At 40.4% G+C, this 15,672-nt stretch carries 12 protein-coding genes; 3 read left to right on the forward strand and 9 right to left on the reverse strand.

Annotated elements, in window-relative coordinates; translation table 11 throughout:
• Nucleotides 1-57: 57 nt before the first annotated feature.
• From M5F03_RS00750 to sdhC, 4 genes are read right to left on the reverse strand one after another with little or no spacing between them, the layout of a single operon-like run.
• Complete coding sequence (locus tag M5F03_RS00750; protein ID WP_078189905.1) at nt 58-765, reverse strand: succinate dehydrogenase iron-sulfur subunit; 708 nt, start codon at nt 763-765, stop codon at nt 58-60.
• A gap of 14 nt (nt 766-779) precedes the next feature.
• The gene (gene sdhA, locus M5F03_RS00755; protein ID WP_078192991.1) at nt 780-2,678 is read right to left on the reverse strand and encodes a succinate dehydrogenase flavoprotein subunit; all 1,899 of its coding nucleotides are present in this window, start codon (nt 2,676-2,678) and stop codon (nt 780-782) included.
• 12 nt (nt 2,679-2,690) lie between these two features.
• Entirely contained in the window at nt 2,691-3,056 is a 366-nt protein-coding gene (sdhD, locus tag M5F03_RS00760) for a succinate dehydrogenase, hydrophobic membrane anchor protein (protein ID WP_078189907.1), read from the reverse strand.
• A complete protein-coding gene (gene sdhC, locus M5F03_RS00765; RefSeq protein ID WP_078192993.1) occupies nt 3,056-3,454 on the reverse strand; it encodes a succinate dehydrogenase, cytochrome b556 subunit in 399 nt (132 codons plus the stop codon). The genes sdhD and sdhC overlap by 1 nt, the downstream gene beginning before the upstream one ends.
• Nucleotides 3,455-4,481: 1,027 nt before the next feature.
• Here sdhC and gltA point away from each other — a divergent pair.
• Nucleotides 4,482-5,759, forward strand: coding sequence for a citrate synthase (gltA, locus tag M5F03_RS00770; protein WP_078189909.1), 1,278 nt, complete (start codon nt 4,482-4,484; stop codon nt 5,757-5,759).
• A 335-nt stretch (nt 5,760-6,094) separates the two neighbouring features.
• On the opposite strand, the gene M5F03_RS00775 is transcribed toward gltA, so the two are convergent.
• The 5 genes from M5F03_RS00775 to M5F03_RS00795 all read right to left on the reverse strand — a co-directional run bounded on the left by M5F03_RS00775 (nt 6,095) and on the right by M5F03_RS00795 (nt 12,734).
• The gene (locus M5F03_RS00775; protein WP_372491090.1) at nt 6,095-7,735 is read right to left on the reverse strand and encodes a flavin-containing monooxygenase; all 1,641 of its coding nucleotides are present in this window, start codon (nt 7,733-7,735) and stop codon (nt 6,095-6,097) included.
• Nucleotides 7,732-8,598 carry an SDR family NAD(P)-dependent oxidoreductase gene (locus M5F03_RS00780; RefSeq protein ID WP_249705916.1) on the reverse strand — a complete coding sequence of 289 codons (867 nt, stop codon included), beginning with the start codon at nt 8,596-8,598 and terminating at the stop codon, nt 7,732-7,734. Before M5F03_RS00780 ends, M5F03_RS00775 begins: the two co-directional genes overlap by 4 nt.
• A gap of 12 nt (nt 8,599-8,610) precedes the next feature.
• Nucleotides 8,611-9,567, reverse strand: a complete 957-nt coding sequence (locus M5F03_RS00785) for a metal-dependent hydrolase (RefSeq protein ID WP_078192996.1) — start codon at nt 9,565-9,567, stop codon at nt 8,611-8,613.
• A gap of 240 nt (nt 9,568-9,807) precedes the next feature.
• On the reverse strand, nt 9,808-11,244 hold the full coding sequence (locus M5F03_RS00790; RefSeq protein ID WP_249705918.1) for a VWA domain-containing protein: 1,437 nt from the start codon (nt 11,242-11,244) through the stop codon (nt 9,808-9,810).
• A complete protein-coding gene (locus M5F03_RS00795) occupies nt 11,232-12,734 on the reverse strand; it encodes an AAA family ATPase (RefSeq protein ID WP_283773835.1) in 1,503 nt (500 codons plus the stop codon). Before M5F03_RS00795 ends, M5F03_RS00790 begins: the two co-directional genes overlap by 13 nt.
• A 165-nt stretch (nt 12,735-12,899) precedes the next feature.
• Here M5F03_RS00795 and M5F03_RS00800 point away from each other — a divergent pair, with 165 nt between their 5' ends.
• Together M5F03_RS00800 and M5F03_RS00805 are read left to right on the forward strand one after the other, a co-directional pair.
• The gene (locus tag M5F03_RS00800; protein WP_249705922.1) at nt 12,900-13,412 is read left to right on the forward strand and encodes a hypothetical protein; all 513 of its coding nucleotides are present in this window, start codon (nt 12,900-12,902) and stop codon (nt 13,410-13,412) included.
• A 375-nt stretch (nt 13,413-13,787) separates the two neighbouring features.
• Nucleotides 13,788-15,413: an NAD+ synthase gene (locus M5F03_RS00805; protein ID WP_249705924.1), complete on the forward strand. Its 1,626-nt coding sequence runs from the start codon at nt 13,788-13,790 to the stop codon at nt 15,411-15,413.
• The last annotated feature ends 259 nt before the right edge of the window (nt 15,414-15,672 follow it).

Consider the following 15,672-nt stretch of genomic DNA (forward strand, 5'->3'; position numbering starts at 1 on the left):
TTATATATGACAAAAAAAGCGCACCTAATGGTGCGCTTCTTTTTACTGCTAAATCTATTAACCAAGATCTAAAAGCATATTACGGATGTGACCGATTGCTTTAGTTGGGTTAAGACCCTTAGGACATACAGATACACAGTTCATGATACCTTTACAACGAAACAATGAGAATGGGTCGTCAAGACGAGCCAAACGCTCTTGAGTTGCTGTATCACGAGAGTCAATGATGAAGCGATATGCGTTCAACAATGCTGAAGGACCCAAGAACTTGTCTGGGTTCCACCAGAATGATGGACATGAAGTTGAACAACATGCACAAAGAATACATTCGTACAAACCATCTAAATGTTCACGCTCTTCAGGAGACTGCAAACGCTCTTTAGGAGGCGCAGGCTGATTGTTGATTAGGAACGGATGGATTTTATTGTACTGATCGTAGAACTGATTCATATCTACAACCAAATCTTTAATTACTGGAAGACCTGGAAGTGGACGAATTGTGATCACTTCTGGTAAGTCGTTTAGGTTCCAAAGACACGCCAAACCATTTTTACCATTAATGTTTACACCATCAGAACCACAAATACCTTCACGACATGAACGACGGAATGTTAATGATTCGTCTTGAACTTTTAATGCTAGAAGTGCATCAAGCAACATACGATGCTTATCAGTCAACTCTAGTTTAAAAGTTTGCATGTACGGAGCTGCATCCTTATCAGGATCGTAGCGGTAGATATTAAATGTACGAGTACCTCTACTCATCTTACTTCTCCCAATTAGAATGTACGTGGTTTAGGCGGAATAGCATCTACAGATAAAGGCTTGTAACGTACTGGTTTGTACTCAAGACGGTTATCTACAGAGAACCATAAAGTGTGTTTCATCCACTCATCATCACGACGACCGTATGGGTAGTCAGCATGATCAGGTGGTAATTCAAAATCTACCACTGTATGCGCACCACGACATTCTTTACGTGCAGCCGCAGAAATCAGTGTCGCTTTCGCAACTTCATACAGGTTTTCAACTTCTAGAGCCTCAACACGCGCTGTGTTAAATACTTTAGATTTGTCTTTCAAGTGAATGTTACGTACACGTGGTTCGAGCGCAAGAATCTGTTTCACACCCTCTTCAAGAAGTGCAGATGTACGGAATACACCAGCGTGATCTTGAACGATGTCACGGATTGCATCTGCAACTTCTTGAGCATTTTCACCAGAAGTTGATTCATCAAGATGACGAACACGATTCAAAGTTTTTTCAAGAACAGTTGTAGGAAGCGGTGCATATTCATCACCGTGGTGTTTAGTTACATAGTCAACAATATGTTCACCAGCAGCTTTACCAAATACAACCAAGTCAAGCAATGAGTTTGTACCTAGACGGTTAGCACCGTGTACAGATACACATGAACATTCACCAATTGCATAGAAACCTTTCACTGGTTTAGTGAAATCACGGTCACCCGCATTGTGTGAGTACACACCAGTTTCTTTATTGTAGTTCGCAACCAAAGCTTCAGTTTCACGAGATACAGGAACAACCACTTGACCATGAATATTTGTAGGAATACCACCCATTTGGTAATGGATTGTAGGTACTACAGGAATTGGCTCTTTAGTGATGTCAACGTTCGCGAATTTCTTACCAATCTCAAATACAGATGGAAGACGTTTCATGATTGTTTCAGCACCAAGATGCGTCATATCAAGCAAGATGTAGTCTTTCTTAGGACCACAGCCACGACCTTCTTTAATTTCTTGGTCCATAGAACGTGATACAAAGTCACGAGGTGCCAAGTCTTTCAGTGTCGGAGCATAACGCTCCATGAAAGGCTCACCAGCATCGTTACGAAGGATCGCACCTTCACCACGACAACCTTCTGTCAACAATACGCCTGCGCCCGCAACACCTGTTGGGTGGAATTGCCAGAATTCCATATCTTGTAATGGAATACCTGCACGAGCTGCCATACCAAGACCGTCACCAGTATTGATATAAGCGTTAGTAGATGCACGGTAAACACGACCAGCACCACCAGTAGCGAACAATGTTGCTTTACCTTGGAATACTGCAATTTTACCTGTTTCTTGGTCAATTGCTGTCACACCAAGCACATCACCCTCTTCATTACGGATCAAATCAAGTGCGATCCATTCAACGAAGAATTGAGTACCCATTTTCACGTTGCTTTGATAAAGCGTATGAAGAAGAGCATGACCTGTACGGTCGGCAGCAGCACATGCACGTGGAACTGGTTTTTCACCATAGTTCGCAGCATGACCACCAAACGGACGTTGGTAAATTGTACCGTCAGCATTACGGTCGAATGGCATACCTAGGTGTTCAAGCTCATATACAACTTGAGGCGCTTCACGAGTCATAAACTCAATTGCGTCTTGGTCACCTAACCAGTCAGAACCTTTAACTGTATCGTAGAAGTGGTAGTGCCAGTTATCTTCTTGCATGTTACCAAGAGATGCACCAATACCACCCTGCGCTGCAACAGTGTGTGAACGAGTTGGGAATACTTTAGTCAGTACAGCAACTTTCAAACCAGCTTGAGCAAGTTGGTAAGAAGCACGCATACCTGAACCACCACCACCAACGATGACTGCATCGAAAGTTAGGTGTGGAATATTTGTGTAATCTTCTTTAGGGGTTATAGCGCCCATGATATTTTCCTATCAATTTGCCCAAAAAATCTGGATCGCCCAGATCGCGTATGCAAATACTGCAACAATCACTGCAGAAGTCAGCACTAAACGCAGACCGTTTGCTGAAGGACCCATTTGACGAGTAGTCACATAGTCAGTGAATACTTGCCACATACCAATCCAAGCATGCGCAACAAGAGATAAGACAGACAATAAAGATAAAATCTTCATTGGTGTTGTCATCATAAAGCCATACCATTGCTCAAAAGTGAATCCGCTATTGCAAAGGATCCAGCCCAGTACAACAATAGTATAAACAGCCAATACAACGGCACTTACACGCTGGATAAACCAATCGCGAGAACCTGATCCTGTTAAACCTGTAGCACTTTTCATTAGAGAACAATCCATACAAATGCTGCAACAATACCGATTGCAGACAAGATCAATGAAATAGTAGCTGCGATACGACCACTTTGAAGTTCTTCAGCAACGCCAAGATCTGCAAATAGATGCTTGATACCACCAATAAGGTGATAAATTAAGCCGGCTACAAATACCCATACGACAAAACGCACAATAAAGCTATCAAACACAGCTTGAACTTGCGCAAAACCTTCAGGTGAAGATAAAGATTTGTCTAAAATCCAAAGAAGGACCGGTACGAGTAAAAATACGATAACACCTGATAGACGGTGTAAAATTGATGCAATAGCCACAGGGGATTTTAAGTTTACGTCTAAAACTTGACCCATGGACAAATTGACAGGTCTGTTGCTTTTCACAGCGGGCATCCTGTAAGTAAAAACTCCATCCGGAGTTTGTTGGAATTAATTCGTAGGAAAGCTAGCATAGTCAGACATTACAATATAATAAACTCTGCAGCTGTCTGATCTTATAAACGACAGGGAATTATAAAACGTGAACTTTCAAAACACAAACGAAGACAATTAGGAATTTTGCAAAATATCCTTAAATAAGAATCATTAACAATAACTTTTCTAAAAACAAATACCTTATTTATCTAAGAAAATCATACTATGTTGTTGGTTTTAATCAGTTAAATGTAAATCTCACTTATTGTTTTTGTGTGTATATGGCGATTTAAACTTTTAGACTAAAGATGAACAAATCTAAATCTTTCTTTTCCCACTACATTTTAAAATCTTCCAACACATTCGCCAAGCCATAATCATAAAAATAAATGTGCATCATTTTCTCAAATAATAAAACTCAAAGATCATGAAACGAAATAAGTACTTAGTCTGTGCATAAAAATCTTAGCAACAGCAAATCTGTTTAATAAAACGCCATTTTTTACCTTTCCAATGACAAAAATGCTCATTTATTGATCCTTTAAAGGCGTTTAATTAACTATTTTTTAACCAAACGAACTTTTTTTTAAGTACGATTAAGTCGTTTTAATTATGAATAAGAAAAAAGCAATTTAGAGCCACAAATGTGTGTAAGTTACGAAAATTATAATAATTTAATGAAATAGCGGTCTTGTAATTCATATTTGTTTCAGAGTTTTTAAGAATTAAAAATTGCTTACAATTAAGGCAATAGGCTTTTTTTAATCTGCACCTCCCCTGCAAATTGACTTATTATACTGCGTCGGCACTGTGATTTTACTCATTTTTTAAGCGGATGAATTGTGCTTCATTTCAAGGAATGATCCTCAATTTATATCCATAAGTATAATTGACAAAATTTCAGTTCCCTCTAATCTTAGAGCAAATTTTTGATCTGTCTGATTCTCGCATTAAAAGATTAGTACTGAGTCAGATAAAACATTCACCAGGACAGGAGATCTATTGAATGTCTGAAGCAACTGGCAAAAAAGCCGTTTTACAGCTTGATGGCAAAGAAATTGACTTACCAATTTACAGTGGCACTCTAGGCCCAGATGTAATTGACGTTAAAGATGTGTTGGCCGCAGGTCACTTTACTTTTGATCCTGGTTTTGTCTCAACGGCTGCTTGTGAATCTAAAATCACTTTCATTGACGGCGGTAAAGGTGTTCTTCTACACCGTGGCTACCCAATCGACCAGCTTGCTACTAAAGCAGACTACTTAGAAACTTGCTACCTTCTTTTGAACGGCGAGCTTCCTACTGCTGAACAAAAACAAGAATTCGATGCTAAAGTTCGTAACCACACTATGGTTCACGATCAAGTTGGCCGTTTCTTCAATGGTTTCCGTCGTGACGCTCACCCTATGGCGATCATGTGTGGTGTTGTTGGTGCGCTTTCTGCGTTCTATCACAACGGTTTCGATGTTGAAAACATTGACCACCGCGAAATCACTGCTATTCGCTTAATCGCTAAAGTTCCTACTTTAGCTGCTTGGACTTACAAATACACAGTAGGCCAACCATTCGTTTACCCACGTAACGACTTAAGCTACGCAGAAAACTTCTTGTACATGATGTTTGCTACTCCTGCAGACCGTGATTACAAAGTTGACCCTATTCTTGCTAAAGCAATGGACCGTATCTTCACGCTTCATGCTGACCACGAACAAAACGCGTCTACTTCTACAGTACGTCTTGCTGGTTCTACTGGCGCTAACCCATACGCATGTATCGCTGCGGGTATCGCGGCTCTATGGGGACCTGCTCACGGCGGCGCGAACGAAGCTGTTCTTAAGATGCTTGACGAAATCGGCACTGTAGAAAACGTTGCTCCGTTCATGGAAAAAGTGAAAACTAAAGAAGTTAAACTTATGGGCTTCGGTCACCGAGTTTACAAAAACTTCGATCCACGTGCGAAAGTAATGAAAGAAACTTGTGACGAAGTGTTAACTGCACTTGGTATCAACGATCCACAACTTGCTTTGGCTATGGAACTTGAACGTATTGCGCTTTCTGACGAATACTTCATCAAACGTAACCTATACCCTAACGTAGACTTCTACTCAGGTATCATCCTTAAAGCGATTGGTATCCCAACAGAAATGTTTACCGTAATCTTCGCTCTTGCACGTACTGTTGGTTGGATCAGCCACTGGTTAGAAATGCACAGCGCACCTTACAAGATCGGTCGTCCTCGTCAGCTTTACACTGGCGAAACTCAACGCGATATCCAAGGTCGTTAATTCGAAAGAATTGTGCGAATCTAAAAACCGTCCCTTTGGGGCGGTTTTTTTTATGCAGCTAGATTTATTTTGCGCTATTGAACAGCCCCATCTGACTGAATTTTCCAACTCAATCATTAGATAAAACGATGCATCACAAGCTATAAAGTATGGTGTATATTGCTGAATGTATTTTAAATCGCCATTTTCTAGAAAATCTCACACTGTTTCATCAGATAGCGTCATAAAAAAAGCCTAATTCCACGTAGAAATTAGGCTGTAAACAAAAGGTTTAAATATTGATGATCCTTTATTTTGGCTTATTGAGTTAAATAACTTTTATTAAGCAACCGTCTCTAAGCAACCGTCTCATAGTCTGTAAAGTCCACCTGTTTAAGACGCTGCTTTAACTGTTTCAGTGACCACGGCCAAGCTGCAAAATTGCGTCCATTGGCATCTAAGTAATAGCTCTTACAGCCGCCACTATTAAAGACTGTGGTCTGTAGATGTGTCTGCACTTTTGCATTGTGATACGCCAATACATTTGGCTTAATTTCAAGCCGCTGTATCTTCTCTTGTTTCATTTTTACCAAGGCATCGACGATATACCCAACCTGTGCTTCTGCAATCCCAATAAATGAGTCATAAACCAAAATATTTGGCCCAAGCACCAAGAAGGCATTAGGTACTTGCGCGATACTGGTACCCAAAAACGCTTCAGGAGAACTGTTTTTCCAAAGTTCTGATAATAACTCCCCTTTGGCATTTTTTACACGCTGCCCAATCGGCGGATGAGAAACTTCAAAACCTGTGCCCCAAATAATGACATCGACTTCATGACGTTCACCATTCGCAGCAATAACAGTATTACCTTCTATTTCAACTAAACCATGTGGTACAAGTTCGACATTGGCTTGCTGCAAAGCAGGATAATAGTTATTGGCAAATAAGAGACGCTTACAACCAATAGAAAAGTTTGGTGTAACTTTTTCACGTAATTCAGCATCTTGAATTTGTGTTTTTAACAACTGACGACCCAAATAATTCACAGGCTCTAAAAGCGAAGGATTACGTAGTCCTAAATTAATACCATTTAATATACCGGCCACACTTTTGCGCCAAGTTTCTTGTACTGTTGGAAAGCGGGTAATGATGCCTTTCGCACGGTCATTCAGTGGCAAATCTGCTTTTGGCAATACCCATGGTGCGGTACGTTGAAACACCACCACATTTTTGGCAATAGGTTGAATCTGAGGAATAAACTGAATCGCAGATGCCCCCGTACCAATCACCGCAATACGTTTATCTTTTAAGTCATAGGCATGGTTCCATCGCGCAGAATGGAACATTTCACCTTCAAAGCTTTCAATACCTTTAATTTTTGGAATTTGAGGTTCAGTAATCGGCCCAGTGGAAAAAATTACCGTTCTCGCCGCATACTTACCTTTGCTCGTCTCCAATTGCCATTGCTTTAATTCCTCATTCCATTCCGCTGCAATCAATTCACAGTTGAACTGAATGTTACGATAAAGCCCATGCTGCTCTGCCACATCCTCTAAGTAGTTCAGAATCTCAGGTTGCTTGGCAAATAAATGACTCCATTTATGACTCGGAGCAAATGAAAAAGAATACAACGCCGAAGGAACATCACATCCACAACCTGGATAGGTGTTGTCGCGCCATGTTCCTCCCACGCGATTGGCTTTTTCTAAAACCACATAATCGGTATAACCCCGTTCATTCATTTGATGAGCAGCAGCTAAACCTGATATCCCCGCACCAATCACAATGGTATCGTAGACACGCACTTGATTTTCTACGCTTGGTTTTTCTAGGCTAGGCTCTGACTCTGATTGATCTCGTACTGCTTTTTTTGCTTTGGCAGAAGACGTTACAGGACGACGTGCATTAGTTTGCGTTGTTGCCTTTTTAGTTTGAGTTTTCTCTTGATCTAATGCTTTTACATCTTCGTCATGTAGTTGTGTCGGCATGTTCATGCTTTTGCTCCCGACTTTTTAATATAGTTGTTAAATAAGGGATAACCCACCCCCAATAAGCGGGTATAGGTTTGCGGGGATAGACGCTTTAACCACCAAAATAATTTGGCATCAGGTTGCGGAATGGTATACAACTTCCCTGCATCTAAATTATTCAATGTCAAATTGACGACATCGTGGCTCGTCGTAAATGCATGATTCATCAGCAGTTGATCAGCTAAGCCTGAATATCGATTGGGTAAGCGTCCATTCTTCATGATATTGGTCGGCACCAAGGTTGGGCACAGTACATTCACACGGATATTTGCCGATCGGAGCTCTGCCGATAAAGTTTCAGACAATGCCAACACACTCGACTTCGTCACGTTATATGCTGTCATTTCGGGTGCTGCGGTATATGCCGCAGCAGAAGCAACATTAATAATCGCGCCCCCCTGCTTATTTTGTTTCAACTTGGGTACAAAATAATGGCAGCCATGCACCACACCCCACAAATTGACATGCATACACCACTGCCAGTCGTCTAAACTCAGCTCATCAAATTTACCACCCAACCCGACACCTGCATTGTTGATCACCAAGGTCACAGCATGTCCCATCAACTGCTCGGCTAGCTCTGACAGCGATTTAACTTCTTCAGCTTTACCTACATCACACTGCACTGCATAAGCATTTGATGAGGTCATGGATTGAATTTGATCAACCGTTTCTTGCGCTGCTTCTAGATGAATATCGGCACAGACCACTGTTCCACCACGACGTGCCAACTCCAAAGCAAAGCTTCTTCCTATACCACTGCCTGCACCAGTAACCACCGCGTAGGCGTTTTCACTTGGCTTATTCTTTTTTCCAAATAGACCCATGGTTGTGTCCTTTTATCGTTTTAATGCTGGGGTAAATTCTTTGACAAAATAAGGTGTCAACACACCATCAACGGGGTTCAGCAAACGCTTTTTGTAATATTCAAGAAATGCAGAAGTGTCATGATCATTTGGGTGAAAACTTGGTCGTAAATAATCAAAAATATGCCCGAGGCTGCTGCCATAAACACCATCTTTTAACCCAAAAATCAGTTGGAAACTGCGCGGAACATCTTTCCAATAACTTAGGCTAATCAAGTTCGACGGTTTTCTGTAAAACGGCACAATCGAAGCGCCTATCGAAATCAAACCCAAAATGGTAATTAATGCAGGGAAAAAGCCAGCAATACGTAAAGCATAATTACCTGATAATTCTTGATAAACATCATAGGCAATGTCTTTGTGTTCAGACTCTTCCAACATATGCCACATCCAAATAGCGCGCTGCTTTTCATCTATTGAATTAAAAAAGATTTCTTCATGATTCATCATGTATTCCGCAAGCACTGCGGTGAAATGCTCAATTGCTGCCATTAAGGATAACTTCATTGGCTGTGGCATACGTTCAAAACCATAGGCAAAGACGTAGTGTTCTAATTTTCTAAAAAATTGCACAGGCAGATTTCTTGCGCGATACGCTTCATTCATTTCTTCATGCATACGTGAATGAATAGCCTCTTGCCCAATCAACGACGTGACACGTTGTCTTAATACAGGATCTTGAATAAAGTCGCGATGATATCGAGCAGTATCAATCACCAAATCTTCGCCACGGGTTAAGAAAATAGATAAAGATGCAAAATAGGCACTGGCCAATTCTGCATTCATATAAAATTTTGGATCAATTTTTTCTGGTTCAAAATCAAATTTCATATGACGAATAGGAACAACGGCAGACTGTTTTGTTGGGTCAAAGACAGGGCCTGCAAATACGCGTGCTAACGTTTTTTTTATCGGTTGAAAAGCGCTCATGATTTTGCTCTCAATTTGGGTGTTTACCGTTCATTGACTTCATGTCGATTGAAGTAAAAACACATAGATTGAGGATCAAATTAAGTGAGATAGATCACTAGGCCATTAGCAAAACCGACCTCTCGATTTGCAAAAATGCTCAAATATTTTCTTTGTCAGACAATCTTTAAAACATCGGTGTTGTATGGCTCAAAAGCTTGTCATTAAAGGTCATGGCGTATTTTGAGTGAGTGATGATTATTAGATTTTTTGCACTTCACCGGTCGCAGATTGATAGACCCATTGATGATCAAACAGGCTGTCGTCTAAATGATCCAGTTTAAAATTACCGATAGCCACAGCATAGAATCCATTGCCCTGCTGCTTAAAATGTGTGATCTCTTGCATGAGTTCTTCAGTCAGTTGACCCATTATAAAGTCGGAAATCACCACCACATCGGCATGTACAAAATTCGGTTGTTTCAGCATGTCCACGGCATGATTCATCGCAGGGATAATATCGGTTCCCCCATGAAATGACTGCCCTAAAAAGTGAATGACATCATCCAAAGCGCTGTTACGCTGTAAATTCAGCGCGGTTAAATTGGTCGAGAAATTTACCAAATACATCGCTCGCTTTTCTTTTAACGCTCGAATAGATAAATACAAACAAATCGCTTTGGAAATCAGTTCAGGTTGCCCATTCATTGAGCCACTGGTATCTAAGCAGACAATCATCGGGCCTTTTTGTCCGACTCGACGCTGTGTATGGCGTGGGTCTTCGATCACCCGTCCCTGTTGCTGACCTTGTCGATTAAAACTCATCAGATTAGATTCTAAATATTTCAAATCAAATAAAACTTGCAAGTCTGGATCGGCTAACAGCGCCAACTCGCTAGGTAAAGCCATAATGAGTTCTTGTGCCAATTTAATTCCAGTAATTTCCTCTTGCGCCATCGGGGTGTGAATAAGCTGCTGTGGCTCTTGTTCTAACTGAGCAGAAATCCGCTTACGTGGCATATTCGGCTGTGCGCTTCCGATCATTTGACATAGACGTTTAAGCGCCCGATCTTGCTCGAGATAATTCGCCCATTGCTCAAAGTTCTGTACATCATGCTCAGTTAATTGCCCTTTGGAATAGTCCAGAAAAATCCCTGTTTCAAACCCGACACTGTCATGGTGCTTGACCATTTTCGACAATGTCGCGAGAAAATCTTTGATTTCATCTAAAAAGGCATCTCGTTGTAAACGGAGCTGCTCAAACTCCCAATGTGCAATGGCTTCGGTCAATTTGCGCTGCCATTTGCCTTTGAATAGCTCTATTTGTAATTGACGCTGCTGCTTGGTCAGCAATGGCTGTTGGCTCTGTGGCCACATTTCAGTGAATTCTGGAATCCCCAAGGTTTGCATGAAAGCTGCATATTCAGTGTGGAATTGAACAAAATCACCCTGCTCCCAATGCTTTAACGCAAGCCAATGTTCCAATTGCTGCTGCGCCATTGCATAGGGATGCTGCTGATCTAAACTCGACTTTGCCTGAAAGGCCCATTCCTGAATTTTTTGATCGAGCTTTTTTGCAACTTTATGATCATCCAACCAATGTTTTAAGCTGGATTGTTTTAATTCATCATAAAGCTGCGAACTTAATTCATCGAGTGCCGATTGGGTTTGTTGTCGTGTCGGTTTTAATTGCGACATAAATGTTCCAAACGCTCACAATCTTGCAACTGCAACTGATATCTCGCCAATTGCTGCTCAATAGATTGAATTAATTGTTGAATATCCTGTTCAGTGACAAAGACCGATTTAAACTGATGCTTTTGGCCGTTAAAGCGTTCCGTCAACAGATCCAATTCTGTTTGAAACAGTGCTTTGAGCTGTTGAACCTCGTGTAACAGCTCAAATTGGCTTTGTGCTGAAAACGAGCTGCGTGGACTACCTTTGGTATGTTTTATGTACGGCGTCACCACTTCTTCTAAGCCGTAATAGCCACCTTTTAACGTACACACTCTTGAACCATTAAAATTACATACGATGCCACGCACTTCTTCACCGGTATCATCTAAGGCAAAGAAGTCCTTTTTCGTATCCATTTTATCTAGTTCGAGATACAACAGTTTATCTTTATAGTGTCGATCTAGATTGGTCACTGCACGTAAGTAGTCAGTGCCATGAATTAAATAACTCTCATACACATCATCGGTATAATAAAAATGATTGAGCACCCGCTGTTCAAGTGCATCCTTCTCTGCTACATGTTGTTCGAATTGCAACCCGTAATTTAAGCCATTTTCAGCCAATACATCATCTATCTGCTGCGAAACAAAACCAATGTCTTCAGGCTGATTCCATAAACAATGTTTTAAAATTAATAGATCACTCAAAATCACCGATGGTCGATCATTTAAAAATGCACAGGCTTTGACTAAATAAGCCACACGTTGCCAACGACGGTCAGAGACATAGACCACGTGATCTTCAAAGTTATGATTGAGTCGATTTTTAAGTTGATCAAACAGATTTAAAATCGATTCGGGTAAATCCACCTGATAAATCTGTTCCCGCCAATCTTGTAGCTCCGCTTTTTTTATTTTTAAAGTTGCATCGACTTCAACACTGACTTGACTCGGCTTGGCCTGTAATAGTGCATGAAAGTTTTCTGCAACGGCAATCGGTAGCACTTCTAAACGCAAAATAAATCGATCATACAAGGCATCTAAGCCTTGATTGGGTTCAGGAATTTCATTCGATGCACTAACCAAAACATTCAATGGAACTTTTTGGACAATGTCACCATTTTTAAAACTCCGCTCATTCACCAAGGTCAGTAAAGTATTTAAAATCGCAGGGCTGGCTTTCCAAATTTCATCTAAAAAAGCAAAATCTGCTCGTGGTAAATAATTTTCTGTTTTACGAATATATTGATCTTCTTTTAAGGCTTTAATTGATACTGGGCCAAAAATTTCTTCCGGCGTACTGAAACGATTCATCAAATATTCAAAGTAGTCATGGACTTCAAAAGCTGAGGCAATTCGACGTGAAATCAAACTTTTTGCTGTGCCAGGCAAACCATATAAAAAGGTATTCATGCCCGCAACACCAGCCAACAAACTCAAAGCAATAATCTGCTCACGTTCATACATATTTTTGCTGATTTCAGAAATTAAAGTATTGATCCGTGCTTGCATCTGACTATCTGTTTGACCGAAAGCTAAATTGTAACGCCCTAACCGATTTTTCGCTGTAGCAGATGCAAAAATATCGCTCTTTAAATACAGCGCAACAGCGTGATATTGTATTTTCAGGTTATAGTAAAACTGCACATCCCTTTAGAGCTTTAGACACCTTTCATCATGTTGCCTTTCTTTCACACGCTCATCCGACTATTAAAACTTGAAGGTTTTAAATATCGATCTCTCACGGCAGGTGAAATATCCATGTGTCGGAGTGTGTTTGGGGATTTGATTCAATATGAGCAAGTGAAAGTGATGAATCACCCTTTTTTGCCTTGGCAATCGGCGCATGTGGTCATGGCGCCTCAGGGGTATATCCATGCACGAAATTTACTGTTTAAAGCAGACTATGCCAAAGCGTCTTTAGGATATCGTGCCCTGTTTATTCATGAGATGGCCCATGTTTATCAATACCAGCAGCAGATCAATGTTTTGGGTCGAGGCGCTGTGTTACAGATGGCGTATTTCTTTAGTTTTAAAAAATATAATCCTTACCACTATACCCTCAAACCACACAAAGCATTTTTTGACTACAACATCGAGCAACAAGGCGACATTGCTCGTGACATCTATTTAAAGCGAATTGAAAATATTATTTTATATCCAGAACTTGTTCATCACATTGAGCTGTAAAACAACCATGCTCTTTGACGAATATTTATAGATAAAATTGAATATCACCTAAGCATTCTATTTCACACTATTGCTCGGTTATTGAAGCCATTTTAAGTACAAAAAAACAGCATTAATATTTACTTTATGGCACATAAGCTCAGCTAGGCTTTTAAAAGCTATGAATACCTCTAGTATCTCGCTTAAATTCAGATAAAATAGGCTCACCTTATTTTTTTGCTTTGCATCAAAACAAGTGAATTATCATACGATGATGGTGTTTTGTTTTCGCCTTTCGGCAGTATTTTTCGTATCTAAATACACTCGCTGAATAATCACAATAATACAAATCAGTGTGTTAAGTGTATTCACCTATAGGAATAGGATTTAGTTGGAATGAATAGTTTTAAAATTGCACTTGCTCAGTTCTCTCCGCATATTGGTAATCTAGAATCAAACGCAGCAAAAATGCTTCAACAAGCCAATGTTGCAAAAGAACAGAACGCAGATATTATTGTTTTTCCTGAACTTTCTACAGTTGGTTATCCTGCTGAAGATTTATTATTACGTCCAAGTTTAAATAAACGTACACAGCAAGCTTTTGAACAATTGGCGAACGTTAAGGACATCGTTTTAGTCTTTGGTTTTGTGAATCAAACTGAAGATGGTCAGCGCTATAACTCTGCTGCTGTCATGAAAAATGGTCAAGTTCTCGGGATTTACAACAAACAAAATCTTCCAAACTATAGCGTTTTTGATGAAAAACGTTATTTCAGTGAGGGTCATCAACACCTTGTCTTTGAATATTTAGGTCATAAGTTTGGTGTGTTGATTTGCGAAGATGTTTGGGCATTACCAACTGTTCAACAGCTTGCTCAGTTAAATGTTGAAACCGCTTTGGTGTTGAATGCTTCACCTTATGAAGTTGGTAAACCACAGCATCGCATTGAAACCATGGGTGCATTGACCAAACAATTGAACATCAATCTGGTTTACTGCAACCAAGTGGGCGGTCAAGATGACCTTGTCTTTGATGGCACAAGCTTTGTGATGAACAATTCAGGTGAAGTTGCGTTGCAAGCACCGAGTTTTGTTGAAGATCTATATATCGCAGAATACGATGCTGAACAAAAAGCCTTTAAAACAGGTGCAATCACGCCTGTATTAAATACCATGGCTGAAATCTACCAAAGCCTTGTAATCGCAACCCGTGACTACGTACAACGTTCAGGCTTCCCTGGCGTGATTTTAGGTCTATCTGGTGGTATTGACTCAGCATTAACTTTAGCGATTGCTGCCGATGCGATTGGCGCCGATAAAGTTCAAGCGGTCATGATGCCATATACCTATACCGCGCAAATCAGCGTTGAAGATGCTGCTGAACAAGCCAAGAATATGGGCGTAACTTTTGGTATTGCCGAAATCAATCCAATTGTGAATGGTTTTATGCAAACCTTATTCCCTTTCTTTGGCGATGCACCGACTGATGCAACTGAAGAAAACCTACAAGCGCGTTCTCGTGGTACGTTGTTAATGGCCTTATCGAACAAGTTCGGCAATTTAGTCCTTTCTACGGGGAACAAGTCTGAATTATCTGTTGGCTACTGCACATTGTACGGTGACATGGTCGGTGGCTTTGCCGTACTTAAAGACGTTTATAAAACGATTGTATTTGAACTAGCAAAATACCGTAACAGCATTTCAGAAACACCAGTGATCCCTGAACGTGTAATTACTCGTCCACCTTCTGCGGAACTTCGTCCAGATCAGAAAGACCAAGACTCATTACCTGAATATGAAGTATTGGATGCCATCTTGTATGCGTATATCGAAGAAGACATGAGCCAAGATGACATCATTGCCAAAGGTTTTGATGCTGAAGTCGTGAAAAAAGTCATCCGTTTGGTTGATCTAAACGAATACAAACGTCGCCAAGGCGCGATCGGTCCACGTATCAGCTCACGTGCATTTAGCCGTGAACGTCGCTACCCGATCGTGAATGGTTGGAAACCGGGTATCTAATTACTCGATTCAAATCAAAAAGCCCAGTTCTATCACTGGGCTTTTTTTATAGGTGCAAAATACGTAGTAGTAAAAATTAAAAATAATTGAGAGGTGTATTTCAAAAGTTAGGACATCAATTCATAACATCAAAGATTTTAGTTCTCTTTTATTTCTACATTAACATCGTAAATAGATTATTTTATTAGTGCTGTAATTATTTCAATCTATTTGACTTTTTCTAGGCACAAAAAAAGAGACCAAGCTGAGAGCTTGGTCT

The sequence above is a fragment of the Acinetobacter amyesii genome (assembly GCF_023499985.1).
GTDB classification, from domain to species: Bacteria; Pseudomonadota; Gammaproteobacteria; order Pseudomonadales; family Moraxellaceae; genus Acinetobacter; species Acinetobacter amyesii.

What these genes read in the sequence shown, in the direction of transcription:
- sdhD (WP_078189907.1), bottom strand. Translation starts at nt 3,056, where the DNA reads ATGAAAAGTGCTACAGGTTTAACAGGATCAGGTTCTCGCGATTGGTTT.
- sdhA (WP_078192991.1), bottom strand. Translation starts at nt 2,678, where the DNA reads ATGGGCGCTATAACCCCTAAAGAAGATTACACAAATATTCCACACCTA.
- sdhC (WP_078192993.1), bottom strand. Translation starts at nt 3,454, where the DNA reads ATGCCCGCTGTGAAAAGCAACAGACCTGTCAATTTGTCCATGGGTCAA.
- M5F03_RS00780 (WP_249705916.1), bottom strand. Translation starts at nt 8,598, where the DNA reads ATGGGTCTATTTGGAAAAAAGAATAAGCCAAGTGAAAACGCCTACGCG.
- M5F03_RS00785 (WP_078192996.1), bottom strand. Translation starts at nt 9,567, where the DNA reads ATGAGCGCTTTTCAACCGATAAAAAAAACGTTAGCACGCGTATTTGCA.
- gltA (WP_078189909.1), top strand. Translation starts at nt 4,482, where the DNA reads ATGTCTGAAGCAACTGGCAAAAAAGCCGTTTTACAGCTTGATGGCAAA.
- M5F03_RS00795 (WP_283773835.1), bottom strand. Translation starts at nt 12,734, where the DNA reads ATGCAAGCACGGATCAATACTTTAATTTCTGAAATCAGCAAAAATATG.
- M5F03_RS00750 (WP_078189905.1), bottom strand. Translation starts at nt 765, where the DNA reads ATGAGTAGAGGTACTCGTACATTTAATATCTACCGCTACGATCCTGAT.
- M5F03_RS00775 (WP_372491090.1), bottom strand. Translation starts at nt 7,735, where the DNA reads ATGAACATGCCGACACAACTACATGACGAAGATGTAAAAGCATTAGAT.
- M5F03_RS00790 (WP_249705918.1), bottom strand. Translation starts at nt 11,244, where the DNA reads ATGTCGCAATTAAAACCGACACGACAACAAACCCAATCGGCACTCGAT.
- M5F03_RS00800 (WP_249705922.1), top strand. Translation starts at nt 12,900, where the DNA reads ATGTTGCCTTTCTTTCACACGCTCATCCGACTATTAAAACTTGAAGGT.
- M5F03_RS00805 (WP_249705924.1), top strand. Translation starts at nt 13,788, where the DNA reads ATGAATAGTTTTAAAATTGCACTTGCTCAGTTCTCTCCGCATATTGGT.